A 14,929-nucleotide genomic window follows, 5' to 3' on the forward strand; every position below is an offset into this window, starting at 1 on the left:
CAGTGTCGGATTGTGTTGGTGTCATACTTCCAATCCGGCTTTTAGTCTAGTGAAAGTGACTATTTCGCTCCGTTAGTGATAGATGCCGGATACGTCTGAACTGATTTTGAAACCGTGCAACGGGCTACTTGAAAGTAGACTCTCAGACTTCGAACACATAGTCGTGAGATGGGAGCTGGACACATTTGTTCAAAATTTGGGGAAGTTAGGATACAATCCTGCGGCGTACATCTGTAACAACCCTAATTGCGAGAAATTCGACTATGAGAGTCGAGTAGCAGGAGAAACCGCTTGCGGGATGTATCTGTCTCAGAATTACCCGCTATCTGGCACGGAACAAGAGGAGTTACTGGAGAAGGGAATGGAGGCAGTGGATGTCTCCCTCCATTCTGTTTCGGTCCCGCTTGAGACAATCGAGATTGTCGTCGGACCAGAAGATCTTTCGGAGGAGTTCAAGATTCTGGGGTGGTATTGTAGCACCGAATGTGCCCGTACAAGTGATACTCCGAGTGGTTATTTTGCGGTGACTTGTTCTGTATATGTTCTCCATCCCCCAGATATCAAGCGAACGTCTGTCGCCCCTGATATCCACCGAGTCTTAGGCCCCACGCCAGACCGGCCTCGGCATCGGGTTGCGGATTTTTTGGCTGGTATTGAAACTCACCATTAGAACGCCGGCACGACCTCGTACGATGATGTATGATTGTTCGGTTGTACGAGACGCCCCTGTGGTCGAAAAAACTGTTCCGCAAACGTTGGGTCTCGGTGCTAGATAGCTCGTTAGAGCCGGACCGCTTCGCCGTTTTTGCTGAAGAGGTCCGGGGCACGGAGTTCGACCTGCGTCGTCGCGCCTGCGGGCGACACGATGTCGAGGGTTGCCTCCTGACCCTGGCTGAAGGCCGTTCCGTCGTCGAACGCGCCCGCGGCGGGGTTGATCAGGATAGTGTAGTCATCCTGGTCGTTGAGGACAGGTGACGACTCAAAGTCTCCGTCTTCACCGACAGCGAACTCGTTCGCTCCGAGGTCAGTGACACTGCTTCCCCCCGTAGTCGTGGTACTCTCGGCTGCGCTGCCGGAGTCCACAGTCTGGGTGACCTGTGTGTCGAGAACGGAACTGTCGCTGGTGTCTTGGAGGTCAACAACGAATTCGTCTCCAGCCGAGAGCGACCCTCCGGTGTTGATCTCGTTGTCTCCACTACCGGCCGAGTCGAAGGTGAACGACTGACCGTCAAGGTCGGCTCCTGTCACCGTCGTGGTGTCGTCCGCAGTGGCGGAAACACCGCCAGCGTGGTACTCGAGAACCAGATCCTGATCGGTGTCGGCTGCGTCAAGACCGTCGATGTTGTTGTAGCTGATGGAGATGGAGACACTGGTGTCACTTGCACCGATGGCCGGAGCGGACAACTGAGTCACCTGCGAACCGCCGGATGTAGAGTCAACGAAAACCAGATTCTCCTGCCCACCCGGCCCGACGGCTTGGATGGTGGTTTCAGAGAGATCGATCTGACCCGCACCGGGAGCGCCCGTGACTCCGAGGCGAATCTCGTCGAGCGTGCCTGTACTACTGTCGCCGACAACACCAACCTCGCTGTTCACGTTGACACGCTCTGAGACGAGGTCCGTGCTTTCTTCGCCCGTTGCTTCGGCCTGCGTCTGAAGGAAGCCGGCCGTGTTGATGAGCACGCCTGCGGCGATCGCAGCGACGAGAACCATCGCGATGAACACGATGAGCGTGCCGATACCGACCTGGCCTCGGTCCTCTGTGTTAGTGATGAACTCGAACATCGTTACAGCCTCACCGAATTTTCGACGACGGTACTCGGGATACGGATCTCCGTGGTGGTTGACGCCCCCGAAGCCGTTGTGAACGAAACGGAGAGGGAGTCACCCTCTGCGAGCACGTAGCCCAGTTCGTCCCCGTCAGCGACTCCGATGTCGTTGTCGGTGGTGAGCGCGATGGAGACCTCTGCTCGGTCACCATTATCGGTCAGCACGTTGTTGCTGCCCCCAGTGAAAATGTCGATCGAGGCGGAGCTATCGTCAAGCTGAATGGTTTCTTGTCCGTCTGCCCCAATCAACTCTGCCGATACTTCGTCCAAGTCGATGTTACTGGCACCTGGCGACTGGGCGACCACGAACTGCAAGTGATCGACGTCACCGGCACTCGGGTCGTCGAGGTACCCCGACTGACTCACGATCTGGAGCCGGTCGCTGACCTGCTGTGTACTCTCTTCGCCCGTTGCTTCGGCCTGCGTCTGAAGGAAGCCGGCCGTGTTGATGAGCACGCCTGCGGCGATCGCGGCGACGAGAACCATCGCGATGAACACGATGAGTGTGCCGATACCTACCTGCCCTCTGTCTGTGTCTTGTGTCGTCATGTTGTTGTCATTGTGCCCGTCCGTTGAACGGGTGGTTCACTACCATCTGCCGTAGTGGGCTAGTCATGATCTGCCACTCCGGAGTGCGTCGCTGTCTGGCTACATAGGGGGTCGCTGGGGTTCGAACCCAGAGCTGCCTCGCGTGAGTTGGAAAGGCCGGACGATTGTACAATGTTCGAAGTTGTCTCACAGCTAAGGTGTTCTGCCGTTTGAACTACGGCCCCTGTTGCGGTTGCCCGAGGTGATCGGGCGTCTTCTATCTATTTGATTCCCACACCCCAAACGGGATATATAAATAAAATCTAGAGGCGGCCTCTCTACCCAGTCCGGTCTACTTCGATCCGATTTGGAACGCCCTTAGGCCGTTTCATATCTGCGGGTTGGAATTATTCGAAGAGGTCCGCAAGGGCGATTCCTGAAACTCGGTGGAGGGCCTCCCAGTAGGTTTCCGGCTCTGTGCTTACTCGCTTGAACGTAATCCGCATATCTGCGCTGTAGCCCTTCGCGTTTTTCCACTGGATATGGAGTCGGTCTTGGCCCCACCGGTTGTCGTCTTTGATCCTGACGAAACCGTACGGGTCGCCAACCATCTTCGGATTAATGAAGTCGGCTACCTCTTGAGCACTGTAGATACCTTCGTCGCGAGCGGTGTTGGTGTCGATGGGGAACTTGAAATCGTCCTGGCGGTCGCACTTGAAGCGTCCCGACACGGTGTGTGGGTTGAGCGTGTCCGTCTTGTCGTCGTATGTCAGGACTGTTGCCCGGTCTGGTTCAGGGGTCTCTCGAACGAATCGGAAGGGCTGAGAGCAGTCTGTGTTGAGACATCGCTTGATTTCGATCGTCTTGGTTCCCTGCTCTTCGATGCGGATCGGTTTCCCCGTTCCATCGTGCGTACAGCTGGGACAGGACCGAGTGTCTGTGTCTGGGAGATACGAGTGAAGCATCTCCAAGCCGTTCGTTTTCAGCTTGTAGATATCCCCGAACTCGCCGAGGAGGTGTGCTTTTCGAACGCCGCCTGTTTCACAGTCTGCGAGTGTGTCGACCCACGCGACGCCACCGGCTGAGCCATCGGTCATTCCTGCTGCGAGCTTCCCATGCGTACCGTCTTCGCCGACGACGATGAGGGGGTTCTTCCCGAGGATGGTGAATGACTCGTCGACGACGACGTACTCCGTCCCGGCGATCCAGAGGACGTCCCCTTGCTCACAGTTGAAGACTTGTTCGGGAGTGGTGATTGTTTCTTCAACCGCCGATTCGTCTACTTCAGGGGCGGCGATGGTCGTATAGTCGATATCTGAGAGCGTTACAGCACCGCTTGATTGGGTTGTTGATCCGGTCATATCTCTTCTCACCTATTCCGAACTCCGCATCACTCGATCTGGTGGATAAAAACTTCAGGTCCAGTGGTTCAGATCGCTTTGTCCGTCGCCGGAGTCTGAGTCTGTTTCTGTGTCTTCATCGTCCGACTCCGGTTCGGGGTTGTCCGTCGGGTCTGCGTCTTGGTCGCCGCCTGCCTTCCTGACGTGGGTGATCTGCTCGCCGTTGTTCTTTGCGGTGATCTCGTCAATCGCGGTGGAGAGTGCGTCCTCGAGTGTGGCGTTGTCTGTGAAGACTGGGCGGAATGGCTCGTAGTTCGCGAGGCCCATCACGGTCCATCCTGAATGGGTGGTTGCTGGATTCGTCGGGTAGATCGCGATCGAGTAGCGCGTTTCCCCTTCCGCACGGAGCAGCGAGATGTGCTCCTCGATGTTCGTGGAGACCACCCAGCCAGACGGAAGATCGGGAATGTCGTGGTGGGCCATGTTGTTATCGGGAAACTGGTGTCTGAGGGTTTGACCTTATTGCTCTATATCTCCCCGAGGACGCACACGAGGTGATTCGCTGCGGGGGTATCGCTGTTGTGGATGTGGAGTGAATTCATGTTGTCCACCCAGGCGTACTCTGCGAGTGCCTTGAGAACTGGGAGTAGTACCGTGTAGGCGTCGAGCTCAACGAATTCGGTCGTGATGAACGATGTTCGGTTGCCGACCTCGGCTATTGCTGGCTCGAATGGGGTCTCGTCGAACAGGTCGGTTGGGAACTGTTCTAAGCCCCCTCGGTTGACGATGATGCTCAGCTTTGTATTGCGAGTGGGGTTCGAGACGTGCTTGAAGTTAACCGACACAGCTTCCGGCTCGTGAGTGATCGTGACGCTCTGCTCGGTCTCTTCGTAGGTGAATTTCCGGTTCTCGTTGTCGGAGTATGGGTAGGTGGTCATGGTCATGGGATGATCGTCGCGACGACGTGGGAGTGATGGTCCGATTCGACCGTCTGGACGTTGAGCCAGCAACCACCGGGATACTCCCAAGCGTAGTTCGCGACTGTCGAGAGGATGTCGACCAGTTCTTCGTACGAATCCACGTTGTGGAGTTCGGTCGTGAGGAAGAAGTGAGCGGAATCCTCGTGGACCGTGTCGATCTCGAAGTCGGTCTCGGCGAACGGCCCGACGAGGTGGTCTGCGATCAGGTGTTCGTATGCGACGACGCTGAACTTGGTCGGGGCGTCTTCATACGCCTTATCGAACGTCACCTCTAGCGGCTCATCTCGGTGTGAGAGCCGGACTGAGTGTTCGGTTTCGGTGTAGTCGATACAGGTCTCGGTGCTTGTTGCTGGGTGGTGTGCTGAACTCATGAGAATTGATTCGGTGCGGGCTACAGATCGACGCTGGTCTCGTTGATGGCCTCGACCAGGTCGTCATGGATCCGGTCTGTGAGATCGAGTTCGTCCGCTTCGAACCGATCCAAAGCGTCGAGTGCGATGTCGGCTTCGTCGGAGCTGGTGATCATGATGGTCGGGTTCTGTTGAGACCGACCTTCCCAGAGTCGCTTGAAATTCGACACCTGCTCGGCGTTGCCGTACTCTCCGCCGATCGCCTCTTTGAGGAGGCTGCTGAGTGCGTCGTCGACGTCGACAGCCTCCTTTCGGGTGACTTCGACCTCGATGTATGCCTCCGCGTCGGTGCTGACCTCAGCTACGTTTCTGTCGAGTGTCTCGAACGCTTCGACGGTGATTGTATCCATGTGTGGTGTCTCCTTAGACTCCCCTACATCTCCTTTCGGGGGCTACAAACTCTCTGAGGTATCCAACTGGCTCTTCTCGGCCACCGTGGTCAAGTCCTCGGTCAGTATCGCACTCGCAGCGGGAATTGACGAAACGGTGGTGTACGCAGACTTCGACTCGAGCCACTCGGTGAGATCGTCCGGGTGGCTGGGATCGACGAGAGGGGCTGTCGCCTTATCCTTCTGTGGCAACGAATCGCTTGAATCGGATGCGGTTAGTCTGAGTTGGTTATGCGACAGTCCGAGCTTCAGACTTTCCTTGGGGACGCAGTCGGGCGCGTCTGTGGCCCAATTGCCACTCACCAGATCGTGTCTGACCAGATCCCACGGCGTGTCTTTCTGTGTCGGGGAGGTAGTTCCGAATCGGGACTGGTAGGTGGTGGAGGAGAGAGATGAGGTCGATAAGGCCGTCTCTCGGGTCTACGTACTTGCGTTTTGTTCCGCCGAGAACGGAGAAGTCACCGGGATTGTCCCCGACACTGTGGCCGCGAATCCCGAGCATTGGCGACTCGTCGTCCGGGGTGTATGACCGTATCTTCTCCCCGTTGGTGTAACCGACGACTTTCTCGGTTCGGAGGTGGTACTTGTCGTCTCGATTGGCCCCGCGATCGTTTAGCGAGAGCTTGAATCTGACCAGCGAGCCGCCTTTGCCGTACTCCGCATCGTAGGCGGGTCCGTCTGCGAGATAGCTCACGTGAGTGGCATCGTGGGTGACGAGCTTCCACTGGCCAATTGTGTCCGGAAGCGCATCAACGCCGTCTGGGATTCTGTTCGTTCGGTATCGCCTTTCCTCCGGGTTGAGGGGCGTGACGATCGATTGCTCTCGAAGAAATGCTGGGTAGTGTTCGATGATGTGCGACTCGACATCTTCGTACAGGTCTGCGAGGGGGGTCTTGGACTGAGACGCCGTGGTCGGTGTAGGTGTAGTTCTCTTTCCCGCGTTGGACTGTTCGGACTGTTCGTCCGTTTCGTTCTGTTTCTGTGGTGTATTCTGTGATGACGGGGTGTCTGTTGTCGAAAACGCCGAGAGAGACTCTTGTGTGTCGGTCATTCACCCTCTCCGGTGATGTCGTGGTGCGTGGCGAATGCGAAGAGGAGTTCTCTGAACGCCTCCGGGCTCACATTGTGATGGTCGAGCTTGGATTTCTGGTCGATCGTGTTCGAGAACTGGGTGAGGATGCCACCTGCATCGATGGGATACCGGCCAAGCGCGTGTTCGACTCGGGGAAGTCGGAGCAGCTGCCGGTCAAAGGCGAGCTCGGTGTCGAGGTCGTCCCGCATGAACTCGGCCATCCGCCTCACGGCTTGGCCCCACTCTGGGTAGGTCGTATCACCCCGCCCGTTCACCCAGTCTGAGTCAGTGATCTCGGTACGGATGTACGGTAACAGTTTGTCTAGCCGGTCCGTTCGGTCGTGATCGGTGACGTCGAGCGTCTCGACAGGGGCGACCTCGGTGGGTTCATCGGGGCCGTCGCCGGCAGGGACGAATCCGACTCGGTCGGGGATGTCGTCGCTGTAAGAGTGCGAGTGGGCGAGGACCCCGGCGAACTGAAGGCCGTGGTCTGCTGAAGGTCCGTGGTAGAGCCGGTATGATTCGGTGTGGCCGTCCGTCTTTGCGCCGACTAACAGCGGCTCGTCCATCTCGTTGATGGTAACGGCCGTTCCCCACGAACTGAGGGCGGTGAACGCCTCCAGTACGTGAGCGGACGCTGATTCGCTGATCTGCTCTACCGAGGTGGGGACCCCGGCTAACTCGAAGTCGCCGATCGTGGTGCTGGATTCACTCATGAGTATTCTATCTCTGATGGGCTCTTTTCGAACCCCTCCACCTCTAATCCGGGGGAGAAAAACTCACCCCCGGCGTGGTGGGTGGGTGTCTCTTGTCAATTGCGTCCGCTATCAGATTGTAACGATTGACAAGACCGGTTCTGCTACTCGTTGTCGAGTTCCGCGAATGTGGTCTGCCCAGTCGGATCGGTTCCGTCTGCTAACTCCTTGAGTTTCCCGCGCTGGTCGAATAGTTGGACCCCCTCAAGCGGGTCCCAGATCGTCACACTGGCGTCGAGGGCGTCTTTCAACTTCTCTGCGTAGTCTCGCCCCATCAGGATGAGAACCTTGTCTGCGTGGCCCACGTTGCCTGCGACCTCCTCGGCCAACTCCCACTGTTCGTCTTCGGGGAGTTCTGAGATCTGCTGGTCGTACCACGGGAGCTTTTCGTCGGGTTCGACGTAGCCGAACTTCCCAGAGAAGATCGCCCACTCATCGCAGTTCGCTTCGAGGGCGTCTCTCCGGGAGTCGAACAGCCAAGAGTCGTAGAGGTGTTGTGCCTCGATCTTGCCTTGGAAATCGTCGTCGACGCTCTTCGACTTGCTACACGCCGTTATTCCGACTACTGTTTGGTCTGACATGGTGTTAGTCCTTCTTTCGGCCGAGGAGGAGGAGTCCGAAGAGCGTCCCCCACGCGAGGATCTGTCCAGAAGTGCCAGCTACTCCGAAGATGACTGGTAGAAACAGAAAGAACAGGATTGCGATGCTGATCGCTTTCAGCCAGTCGGCGTCTCCCGACCGAGCGGCGTGATAGACGACGGCGAAGAGGGGCCAGGGAGCCATTATTCTGGAGTGTACTTCTGAAGCTGGTCATATATCTGTTCGTGTTTTGGCAGGGACTTGAGGATCTTCTCGATCTCTCGTTGTGACCCGGTGTGTGTCTCTCCGTCTCCGAAGAGCGTCCATGCGAGTGTGTCGGCGGTCACCCGCTCGTCAGCGAGACGCTGGATCTTCCGGCTGGTCTTCTCGCCGATTCCGTCGAGGGATTGGAGGGTCGTTTGGAGCCGCGGTTCGGGGAGTGGTGATTCGAGGACCGTCCTGTCTGGTTCGATGACCGTTGGGTCCGGTGGGTGGTCGATCGTCGTGATCTCGATGTCCGAACAGCCGAACCTCACGTCGCGAGTGAACGCTGTATTCGGGGTGGGCGGTGTCTTTTTCGACCCGCTCATGTAGCACGTGGGACCGTCTCGGTACCGCGAGTTGGAATTCGGATTCATCCCGATCTGATAGTAGCCGCCTCGCGGATTTGCGACGACGACTGCGGTCACTGGAACTGTCTTCTCTCCGAGCGTCCCTCGCGGGATGACCGCGTGTGTTTCGTATGGCTCGGAGATGACGTCGAGCCGGGTCGCGTACTCCGGCGTCTCGATCTTGTCGCCGGGAGAGAGGCTGTCGAACGCTTCTTGATGTTGTTCTTTGGCCTTCTCTTGCGCCCGTTTTTCGGGATTCAGATGTTCGAGTTCGCCGGCTTCCCAGTGGGTCAGCGCCTTCGCTGCGCGTTGGCTGTCGTGGTCCGTTTTGGGGACGAATACCTGATACGAGCCGAGTCGCTTCGTCTCGGTGGTGTCTCGGCTGTGCTTGGCGTGTCGGAAGAGCTCTCGATACTCCACCTCGACGGTCGCGTCGACGGTCCTGGTGTCTGTGAGGCGTCCAAGGACGAATCCGCACCCCATCGGTGTGTTCATTCCCCCACCGGTCACGAGAAGTGGGTGACCGTTGAGCTGGTCCAGTAGTCCTGCTACCTCGTTGCGGTTGTCGATCTCCGCGGTTGGCCCCATACCGCCCGACCCGGCGAGGTGAGTGAACGTTACTGAAACTGTCCCCTCTGGGATACACAACGAGACGCTGATCGTTGATCCGTCGGTGAGCGCGCCGATCTGGCTGTCGGGATACTCGCCCTCGGTAGATTCGAACTGGCTGTGGCTGGGGACACTGATCGGTTCGGGCGGTGTATCTGCGGGCTCTGGCTTCGTTCGGGCTGTCTTCCCGTCGAACTCCGAGAGCGCGGGTTGGGAGTCACTCATTGAAGAGTGGGGGGTATTCGACGGGGCCATCAGTGACGATACCCTCCGGGGTGAGCTTCGCTGGCGGCCCTCGGAAGTACAACTCGGCGGTGTGGCCTACCTCCTGGGCGATACTGAGCGTCGTGATGATGTTGTGGTCGTCGACGTCGTTCGCGACTGTCCACTCGGAGGCAGGCGCGGTCAGCGTGATCCCTCGCTCTGACCCCCTCGCGGGAATCGACTCGACGATGATGACGGGCTCGTCCTGCGCTTTGAAGCAGAGAGTGATCTCACCAGTCGTGTCGGCGTAGTACGGCTCCATCTGGTACTTGACTTGGGAGTCGCCTCCAATGTCCGTGTCTACCTGCTCGCCAACTGTTTCTCCGATCGCGACGAATTCCTCCCGGCTGAGCCCGGTCTGGCTCATCGGTGGCTTCCGCTGTGCTTGGGCATTATTACACATCTTCTACTACCACTCGGAGGCTAAAAACAGACTACTCCGCTGCTGAAAACCGGCTCAACTGCTGATTGTTCTGCTGTCGCCGCTCGATCTGTCTGGCTTCCGAGCAGGGGATACAGAGGTATTCGCCAGCGAGTTCGGTGTCGTCCGGAACTTCCGTGTACTCGTCGATATCTGCGACGTCTTCCCAGCAGTCGACACAGACATCGCGAAACTTGAGGTCGGATGTGAACTCCGGAGAGAGTGGGTACACTCCGGTGGTCGCGATCACGTCGTAGGCCGTGATGTAGTGGGCTTCCTTGAACACACCGTAGAGGTCGCCTTCGATGTGCTCTTCGTGGTAGGCCTCTGCGTCGAATTGGGTGTACACTTCCGCGAGAACAGCTCGGTGCTGTCTGTTCCAGTGTGTAGCGATCGCTTTCGCCATCTCGGGGATGCTAGCCTCGGGAAAACTCACCCCACAGTGAGCGCAGGAGCAGCTTTCGAGCGGGAAGTTGATCTCTGATAGTCTCTCAGTCATGGGTGGCGAATCGGGGTAGTGGTTGTATTGAACGTTGGACCCGCTCTATTTAGCTCTCGGTGTTCGGCGATTCTGCCTCTGTCTCATGAGGCTCCTGGAAGAGCTCGGTTGGTTCCTCCTCTTCGTTGATCATCAGCGTGTCGAGGTCCGTAATCGCTGAGAAGCGGTCCATCGCCGCTGCCGGGGTGAGCTCTTCGTAACAGGAGTGGAGGGCTTCCCACTCGTCTTCGATACAGTGCCGGGTGTGGACGTGGTAGCTGTAGTGGTTCGGGATCGACTCCCCCTGCTTGCTGGGGGCTTCGATGAGGAACTCTTCGTTTGTCGGGTCGAACGGATTGGGGTGCTTCTTGACGATGTGGACCGGGAACTGGTCGCGATCGTCGATGAGTAGCCGACCGTGTTCTCCCGTGTCGATATACAGATCCTCAAGGCCGGTCTGAGGGCACGTCTTCGTCGCGACCGCCAGATCGAGAACGTCGGTGGCTTCTCTGACGATCTCCTTCAGATCAGTCCCAGTTGACTGGTGTTCCCACGGCTGTTCAGCCCCCGCTCGGTGTTCCATTTCGAACTCCTGATCTGACGGGACCACCCTCACGAACTGCCCCGTCTCGGTGTTGTACAGTTTGAGGTTCGCGGGTGAGAGTTCCGCAAGACAGATGAGGTACTCTGGACTGGGAGCGAGCACGGCGGCATCGGTGTCGTCTGGGTGTGAGTGGTTAGAATCCATAGATGGAGACTCCTTTAACAACAGGACACACACAACGTGTGGTATAAACTCTATCCCCCGTCTGTGTTTTACCCTCAACACTTTTGATGGGGTGGTGTGAATCGGTGGGTAAGAGACAGCGGCCAGCCGCTGTATCAACAATGAGTGACGAACACACGAATTCGAACGGAGAAGTGGATAGTGACGACGCTGCTGAGCCGGAGGAAGCGGTGGAGTCTGAAGATGGACACCCCTCCTTAGTGCTCGTTCTAGCGGGGGTCGCGGGATTCGGCATCCTCATCGGAACTGGCGCTCTCATTGGGGTTGAAGCGTACACCGTGGATTGGGATGGTGAAGTCGAGCTGGTCTCGGAGGGCGAGACTGTTGAGACGTTCTCTGTCGTTCACGCGGACACGCAGTCGGAGAAAGAGTCCGGGCTCGGTGGTGTCTCAGAACTTGAAGCAGGTACGGGAATGCTGTTCCTCCATGACGAGATGCGGACGTTTACCTACGCGATGCCACGGATGGAGTTCGACATCGATATTCTATTCATCGATGATTCGTGTGTCATCCAGGCGGTTCACGAGGCGGACGCGCCGACCGGAAACGAGACCGGGGTCGAGCCGCATCATCAGTACCGAGGTGTTGGGAAATACGTTCTAGAAGTCCCCAAAGGGGCCGCTTCTGGTGTTGTTGAACCGGGCGATTCCGTGCGGATCGACGGCGGTTGTGAGGCATAACTCACGCTGACGAACGCGGTGAATCGTCGAACGCCGGCTTCGTTGTCCCGGTGATCTCTTTGTTCCATCTGTTGAGCCGGTTCTGGAAGATACAACCACGGGGGGCAGAACGTTTCTCGGGGGCCAGTTGTTCGGCCCACCAGACGCCGTCGACATCGAGGTCGCTGGCGTACCAAATCGGCAGTAGCCCTTCTATCAGGACTGGTGAAGCGTGTTCCGGCGCTTGTCTGAACGCTTTGTTCCAGTAGTCCACTCCTTTCGCGGCAAGTGTGAGGATTGGTTCCTCAGCGTATCTCGACTGTCTGGATGCCGCTTCTTCCTGAGCAGTACCTTCGTCTTTGACTTTCAGATACCGCTCGTCGCCGTTTTCGTCGGTGAAGGTCACACGATAGCCGGTGACCTCGGTGATGTATTCCGCATCGAGACACCAGGCCCGTTCGGCTTCTAACTCGGCAGTTGGGTCGACGTAGTAGAACTCCGCTTGTCCGTTTGAGAGCTCGTAGGTATGGAGGGTTTCGTGGGTTGCTGTGCCGTCTCCTCGGATGATCCCTTCCCACACGTCTGGGTGGACTGAGATAGAGAGTTCACCCCCTTCCTGTGAGGTGTATGGGACGGCTCGCTCTTCATCGAGGTTCCCGACATGGTAGACTGTCGGTAAGGAAATCGTCTCACCGTGGGCTGCGTTTCTGTGATTCATTCTGTGGGTTCTGGGGCAGATCGGGGTTAGTACCCGAAGACCGGCGTTCCGGTTTCGGCTGTCTCTGGAGTGACCCGAAAATCGCGGACTTCCTCTTCTGTGAGGCTCTTCGTCTCGTCAAATCGCAGATCGGCCAATTTGAGTCTGTCTTGAAGATCTACCACAACCCACGCCTTCGGGTAGTGTTTGTCTCTGGGGTCAGGCGTGTAGACGAGCTGGTAGAGGTGGAACGTTGCTCCTCCGTAGGATGCTGATGTGGGGACGTTCTGATGCTCGGTCGTCTCTCGACAACGCTCTGTGCCTTCGCTAGCCTGTGTGGTCATTCCTCGGTCACGCCTGTCGTTTCGCGGGCGACTTTCTCTCGTGCTTCATTGAGAGTGTCGCAGGGTGTCGTGTCCACGGTCTCGTCGTCGTCTCCGTGGTGGTGTTCGACGAGGATGTCTGGGTGGTTGTCGTCGTCTTCGGAGGTCGTCCAGATGATGTACTGCTCGCCATCTTTGTTCTCGTACGCCTCGACGCAACTGGCGATCGTGCTGTCGGGCTTCTCCGGCATCTCGACCCAGCCGGTTTCGTTGAACTGTTTACACCGCCCGATCCACTGGCGCTGTGACTCAACGATTGCGTCGACGCCTTCTATAGCGGTTACTGCTGGGTGCTTGCTCACTTCTTTTGAAGCGGCTTCTACCGCAATGAGGGACTTGGAGAGGCCGAGCTGGGCTTCGACGCGGCGGAACTCTGCGGTGCCGTTGATGATCGAGAACAGGACGTCTGTCTCGTAGGGTTCCGCAATCCCCGGTGTGTAGAACTCGACGGTCAGCGTGATCGTCGACGGCGAGCCCAACTCACCGCCCGATGACTGATAACCAGTGATTTTTGGCGGGTCGGGGAGGTGGGTCGGCGGTGGTCCGGTCTGTTCTGTCTGCTTGAGGGTCGTGGTGTCGCTCATGTTGGATTACGCATGTCCGGCCGGCGTGTTCTCGATGCTGTCTAGGGTAGTCGTCTCGGTGCTCGTGTCCGGTAGGAGCTTGATTACCCCGAGCGCGAGTTGGTTCTGGAACTCTTGTGCGTCGATTTCGTCACACTGCCCATCTTCATCGACAGTGACGACGCTTCCAACGAGCTTTGGTTCCTCTCGCTTTCCACGGATGTCGATAGTGTGGATTCGTTTCTCTTCGCCGGTACGGGTGTGTTCGTACCGAGTAATGCTACTCCGCTTCAGTTCTTTCAGCGACTTGATGTTGGTCATTCGGTGGTTCTGTTTGGGAGGTTGAGCGCGATCGGGTAGATGTCCGGCCCCACTTCGTCTTCGACTTCTTCTGCGACCTTTCGGTGGGCGTTCATTACGGCGCGCTGGAGGGGTTGGTGACCGTATCCGAGTTCTCCTAATCCGATGGAGTGAGCGTCGTACGAAGTCTCGATCACGAAGCAGTCTGCGTAGGCTGCGTAGATTCGGATGTATCCTTCGTGGACGGATTCGAGGTGTCCTTCCAGCTCCTCATCGAGGAAGTAGGCCTGGTACTCACGGAGGAGAGACATGAAGACCTCGAGGTCCGGCTGGTCATCCTCCGTCTCGAAGGCGGCTTCGAGTGCCTGTTGTGCTTGGGCCTGCGTAACCGGCGTTTCCATCAATTCCATAACTCACCCCTCTCGGTTTCTAAAAATTCTCCCTTGGCGGCTTCTGTAGGTAGCTATCCCCCCGTCAGGGTGCCGCTCGGTCTGCTCACACCCTGTGTCTCTACTGAGGCGCGGCGGAAAGTTGAGCCAAAGATACTTGATAAGTGACTGAGTACGAGTTGTAATGAGCCAAGACGATGATGGGTCAGGGTTTGTCTATCCCGATCCGGATTCCGATTCGGAGTCTGAGGCGATAGAATATCCCGAAATGGAGTCGCCTACTGATGGGGGCGGTGGTAAGTCTACTATCGGGTTGTGGATCCGCGACGGAAGTCTCGGGTTCGGGATCGTGATTGTAGGGTTGCTTCTACTTACGGTGGCTGCTGGCGTTTGGCCGCCGATGACTGTAGTTGAAAGCGGGAGTATGGAGCCGAACATCAACCAAGGAGACATGACTATCGTGTCGGCTCCTGATCGGTTTGTGAACGAGAACGCTGACGAGAACGGCGTCGTCACTCACGACTTCGCCGTTCAGGAAGGGGTCGAGAACCTCGGCGGATACGGGACGGTGATCGTGTTTCAGGATCCACAAACGAACGGTCCAGCAACGATCCACCGTGCCATGTTCCACGTTGAGGAGGGTGAAGACTGGTTCGAGCGGGCGAATGAATCGTTCCTTCACGGGGCGACATCGTGTTCTGACCTCCGGAACTGCCCTGCTCCAAATGCTGGCTACATCACGAAGGGAGACAACAACCCGTACTATGACCAAGCTATCGGCCTGTCCCGGCCGATCGACGGTGACTGGATAAGCTCGGTTGCTCGCGCGGATGTCCCCTACGTAGGCTGGATCCGACTGATCTTCTCCGGTCGGCTCATCGTCTAG

The 14,929-nt window shown here is 57.4% G+C and carries 21 protein-coding genes, 1 tRNA gene and 1 pseudogene; 2 read left to right on the top strand and 21 right to left on the bottom strand.

Going from position 1 to position 14,929, the window contains the following annotated elements; all coding sequences use genetic code 11:
• Nucleotides 1–1,296: 1,296 nt before the first annotated feature.
• The 16 genes and pseudogenes from NO887_RS18575 to NO887_RS08415 form a co-directional block, all read right to left on the bottom strand.
• Nucleotides 1,297–1,785: pseudogene (locus tag NO887_RS18575) on the bottom strand (archaellin/type IV pilin N-terminal domain-containing protein); the annotation flags it as partial.
• 2 nt (nt 1,786–1,787) lie between these two features.
• Entirely contained in the window at nt 1,788–2,378 is a 591-nt protein-coding gene (locus NO887_RS08345) for an archaellin/type IV pilin N-terminal domain-containing protein (RefSeq protein WP_256397120.1), read from the bottom strand.
• A gap of 106 nt (nt 2,379–2,484) precedes the next feature.
• Nucleotides 2,485–2,602 (bottom strand) — tRNA-OTHER (locus NO887_RS08350).
• Between the two features lie 162 nt (nt 2,603–2,764).
• The gene (locus NO887_RS08355; RefSeq protein WP_256397119.1) at nt 2,765–3,718 is read right to left on the bottom strand and encodes a hypothetical protein; all 954 of its coding nucleotides are present in this window, start codon (nt 3,716–3,718) and stop codon (nt 2,765–2,767) included.
• Nucleotides 3,719–3,772: 54 nt separating this feature from the next.
• Nucleotides 3,773–4,180: a hypothetical protein gene (locus tag NO887_RS08360; protein ID WP_256397118.1), complete on the bottom strand. Its 408-nt coding sequence runs from the start codon at nt 4,178–4,180 to the stop codon at nt 3,773–3,775.
• A gap of 44 nt (nt 4,181–4,224) precedes the next feature.
• Complete coding sequence (locus NO887_RS08365) at nt 4,225–4,641, bottom strand: hypothetical protein (RefSeq protein ID WP_256397117.1); 417 nt, start codon at nt 4,639–4,641, stop codon at nt 4,225–4,227.
• Nucleotides 4,638–5,048, bottom strand: coding sequence for a hypothetical protein (locus NO887_RS08370; RefSeq protein ID WP_256397116.1), 411 nt, complete (start codon nt 5,046–5,048; stop codon nt 4,638–4,640). The genes NO887_RS08365 and NO887_RS08370 overlap by 4 nt, the downstream gene beginning before the upstream one ends.
• 20 nt (nt 5,049–5,068) lie before the next feature.
• Nucleotides 5,069–5,437, bottom strand: coding sequence for a hypothetical protein (locus tag NO887_RS08375; RefSeq protein WP_256397115.1), 369 nt, complete (start codon nt 5,435–5,437; stop codon nt 5,069–5,071).
• 268 nt (nt 5,438–5,705) lie between these two features.
• On the bottom strand, nt 5,706–6,527 hold the full coding sequence (locus tag NO887_RS08380; RefSeq protein WP_256418023.1) for a hypothetical protein: 822 nt from the start codon (nt 6,525–6,527) through the stop codon (nt 5,706–5,708).
• A complete protein-coding gene (locus NO887_RS08385) occupies nt 6,524–7,264 on the bottom strand; it encodes a hypothetical protein (protein ID WP_256397113.1) in 741 nt (246 codons plus the stop codon). The genes NO887_RS08380 and NO887_RS08385 overlap by 4 nt, the downstream gene beginning before the upstream one ends.
• 143 nt (nt 7,265–7,407) lie before the next feature.
• On the bottom strand, nt 7,408–7,884 hold the full coding sequence (locus NO887_RS08390) for a DUF6884 domain-containing protein (RefSeq protein ID WP_256397112.1): 477 nt from the start codon (nt 7,882–7,884) through the stop codon (nt 7,408–7,410).
• A 4-nt stretch (nt 7,885–7,888) separates the two neighbouring features.
• The gene (locus NO887_RS08395; RefSeq protein WP_256397111.1) at nt 7,889–8,086 is read right to left on the bottom strand and encodes a hypothetical protein; all 198 of its coding nucleotides are present in this window, start codon (nt 8,084–8,086) and stop codon (nt 7,889–7,891) included.
• Nucleotides 8,086–9,327 (bottom strand): hypothetical protein, encoded by a 1,242-nt coding sequence (locus NO887_RS08400; RefSeq protein ID WP_256418024.1) that lies wholly within the window; start codon nt 9,325–9,327, stop codon nt 8,086–8,088. Before NO887_RS08400 ends, NO887_RS08395 begins: the two co-directional genes overlap by 1 nt.
• Nucleotides 9,320–9,733, bottom strand: a complete 414-nt coding sequence (locus NO887_RS08405; protein WP_256418025.1) for a hypothetical protein — start codon at nt 9,731–9,733, stop codon at nt 9,320–9,322. The genes NO887_RS08400 and NO887_RS08405 overlap by 8 nt, the downstream gene beginning before the upstream one ends.
• A gap of 67 nt (nt 9,734–9,800) precedes the next feature.
• The gene (locus NO887_RS08410) at nt 9,801–10,286 is read right to left on the bottom strand and encodes a hypothetical protein (protein ID WP_256397108.1); all 486 of its coding nucleotides are present in this window, start codon (nt 10,284–10,286) and stop codon (nt 9,801–9,803) included.
• A gap of 49 nt (nt 10,287–10,335) precedes the next feature.
• On the bottom strand, nt 10,336–11,013 hold the full coding sequence (locus tag NO887_RS08415; protein ID WP_256397107.1) for a hypothetical protein: 678 nt from the start codon (nt 11,011–11,013) through the stop codon (nt 10,336–10,338).
• A 140-nt stretch (nt 11,014–11,153) separates the two neighbouring features.
• On the opposite strand from NO887_RS08415, the gene NO887_RS08420 reads away from it, so the two are divergent.
• The gene (locus tag NO887_RS08420) at nt 11,154–11,732 is read left to right on the top strand and encodes a DUF192 domain-containing protein (protein WP_256397106.1); all 579 of its coding nucleotides are present in this window, start codon (nt 11,154–11,156) and stop codon (nt 11,730–11,732) included.
• 1 nt (nt 11,733) lies between these two features.
• On the opposite strand, the gene NO887_RS08425 is transcribed toward NO887_RS08420, so the two are convergent.
• Genes NO887_RS08425 through NO887_RS08445 form a run of 5 tightly spaced genes read right to left on the bottom strand, consistent with a single transcriptional unit; the run spans nt 11,734 to nt 14,055 of the window.
• Entirely contained in the window at nt 11,734–12,429 is a 696-nt protein-coding gene (locus tag NO887_RS08425; RefSeq protein WP_256397105.1) for a hypothetical protein, read from the bottom strand.
• A gap of 26 nt (nt 12,430–12,455) precedes the next feature.
• Nucleotides 12,456–12,752, bottom strand: coding sequence for a hypothetical protein (locus tag NO887_RS08430; RefSeq protein ID WP_256397104.1), 297 nt, complete (start codon nt 12,750–12,752; stop codon nt 12,456–12,458).
• A complete protein-coding gene (locus NO887_RS08435; RefSeq protein WP_256418026.1) occupies nt 12,749–13,375 on the bottom strand; it encodes a hypothetical protein in 627 nt (208 codons plus the stop codon). Before NO887_RS08435 ends, NO887_RS08430 begins: the two co-directional genes overlap by 4 nt.
• 6 nt (nt 13,376–13,381) lie before the next feature.
• On the bottom strand, nt 13,382–13,675 hold the full coding sequence (locus NO887_RS08440) for a hypothetical protein (RefSeq protein ID WP_256397102.1): 294 nt from the start codon (nt 13,673–13,675) through the stop codon (nt 13,382–13,384).
• Nucleotides 13,672–14,055, bottom strand: a complete 384-nt coding sequence (locus NO887_RS08445) for a hypothetical protein (RefSeq protein WP_256397101.1) — start codon at nt 14,053–14,055, stop codon at nt 13,672–13,674. The genes NO887_RS08440 and NO887_RS08445 overlap by 4 nt, the downstream gene beginning before the upstream one ends.
• Before the next feature lie 172 nt (nt 14,056–14,227).
• On the opposite strand from NO887_RS08445, the gene NO887_RS08450 reads away from it, so the two are divergent.
• Nucleotides 14,228–14,929: a S26 family signal peptidase gene (locus tag NO887_RS08450; RefSeq protein WP_256397100.1), complete on the top strand. Its 702-nt coding sequence runs from the start codon at nt 14,228–14,230 to the stop codon at nt 14,927–14,929.

The sequence above is a fragment of the Halorubrum laminariae genome, assembly GCF_024494655.1.
Classification (GTDB): Archaea; Halobacteriota; Halobacteria; order Halobacteriales; family Haloferacaceae; genus Halorubrum; species Halorubrum laminariae.

Coding starts and splice junctions, on each gene's coding strand:
- NO887_RS08345 (WP_256397120.1), bottom strand. CDS start 2,378: ATGACGACACAAGACACAGACAGAGGGCAGGTAGGTATCGGCACACTC.
- NO887_RS08355 (WP_256397119.1), bottom strand. CDS start 3,718: ATGACCGGATCAACAACCCAATCAAGCGGTGCTGTAACGCTCTCAGAT.
- NO887_RS08360 (WP_256397118.1), bottom strand. CDS start 4,180: ATGGCCCACCACGACATTCCCGATCTTCCGTCTGGCTGGGTGGTCTCC.
- NO887_RS08365 (WP_256397117.1), bottom strand. CDS start 4,641: ATGACCATGACCACCTACCCATACTCCGACAACGAGAACCGGAAATTC.
- NO887_RS08370 (WP_256397116.1), bottom strand. CDS start 5,048: ATGAGTTCAGCACACCACCCAGCAACAAGCACCGAGACCTGTATCGAC.
- NO887_RS08375 (WP_256397115.1), bottom strand. CDS start 5,437: ATGGATACAATCACCGTCGAAGCGTTCGAGACACTCGACAGAAACGTA.
- NO887_RS08380 (WP_256418023.1), bottom strand. CDS start 6,527: ATGACCGACACACAAGAGTCTCTCTCGGCGTTTTCGACAACAGACACC.
- NO887_RS08385 (WP_256397113.1), bottom strand. CDS start 7,264: ATGAGTGAATCCAGCACCACGATCGGCGACTTCGAGTTAGCCGGGGTC.
- NO887_RS08390 (WP_256397112.1), bottom strand. CDS start 7,884: ATGTCAGACCAAACAGTAGTCGGAATAACGGCGTGTAGCAAGTCGAAG.
- NO887_RS08395 (WP_256397111.1), bottom strand. CDS start 8,086: ATGGCTCCCTGGCCCCTCTTCGCCGTCGTCTATCACGCCGCTCGGTCG.
- NO887_RS08400 (WP_256418024.1), bottom strand. CDS start 9,327: ATGAGTGACTCCCAACCCGCGCTCTCGGAGTTCGACGGGAAGACAGCC.
- NO887_RS08405 (WP_256418025.1), bottom strand. CDS start 9,733: ATGAGCCAGACCGGGCTCAGCCGGGAGGAATTCGTCGCGATCGGAGAA.
- NO887_RS08410 (WP_256397108.1), bottom strand. CDS start 10,286: ATGACTGAGAGACTATCAGAGATCAACTTCCCGCTCGAAAGCTGCTCC.
- NO887_RS08415 (WP_256397107.1), bottom strand. CDS start 11,013: ATGGATTCTAACCACTCACACCCAGACGACACCGATGCCGCCGTGCTC.
- NO887_RS08420 (WP_256397106.1), top strand. CDS start 11,154: ATGAGTGACGAACACACGAATTCGAACGGAGAAGTGGATAGTGACGAC.
- NO887_RS08425 (WP_256397105.1), bottom strand. CDS start 12,429: ATGAATCACAGAAACGCAGCCCACGGTGAGACGATTTCCTTACCGACA.
- NO887_RS08430 (WP_256397104.1), bottom strand. CDS start 12,752: ATGACCACACAGGCTAGCGAAGGCACAGAGCGTTGTCGAGAGACGACC.
- NO887_RS08435 (WP_256418026.1), bottom strand. CDS start 13,375: ATGAGCGACACCACGACCCTCAAGCAGACAGAACAGACCGGACCACCG.
- NO887_RS08440 (WP_256397102.1), bottom strand. CDS start 13,675: ATGACCAACATCAAGTCGCTGAAAGAACTGAAGCGGAGTAGCATTACT.
- NO887_RS08445 (WP_256397101.1), bottom strand. CDS start 14,055: ATGGAAACGCCGGTTACGCAGGCCCAAGCACAACAGGCACTCGAAGCC.
- NO887_RS08450 (WP_256397100.1), top strand. CDS start 14,228: ATGAGCCAAGACGATGATGGGTCAGGGTTTGTCTATCCCGATCCGGAT.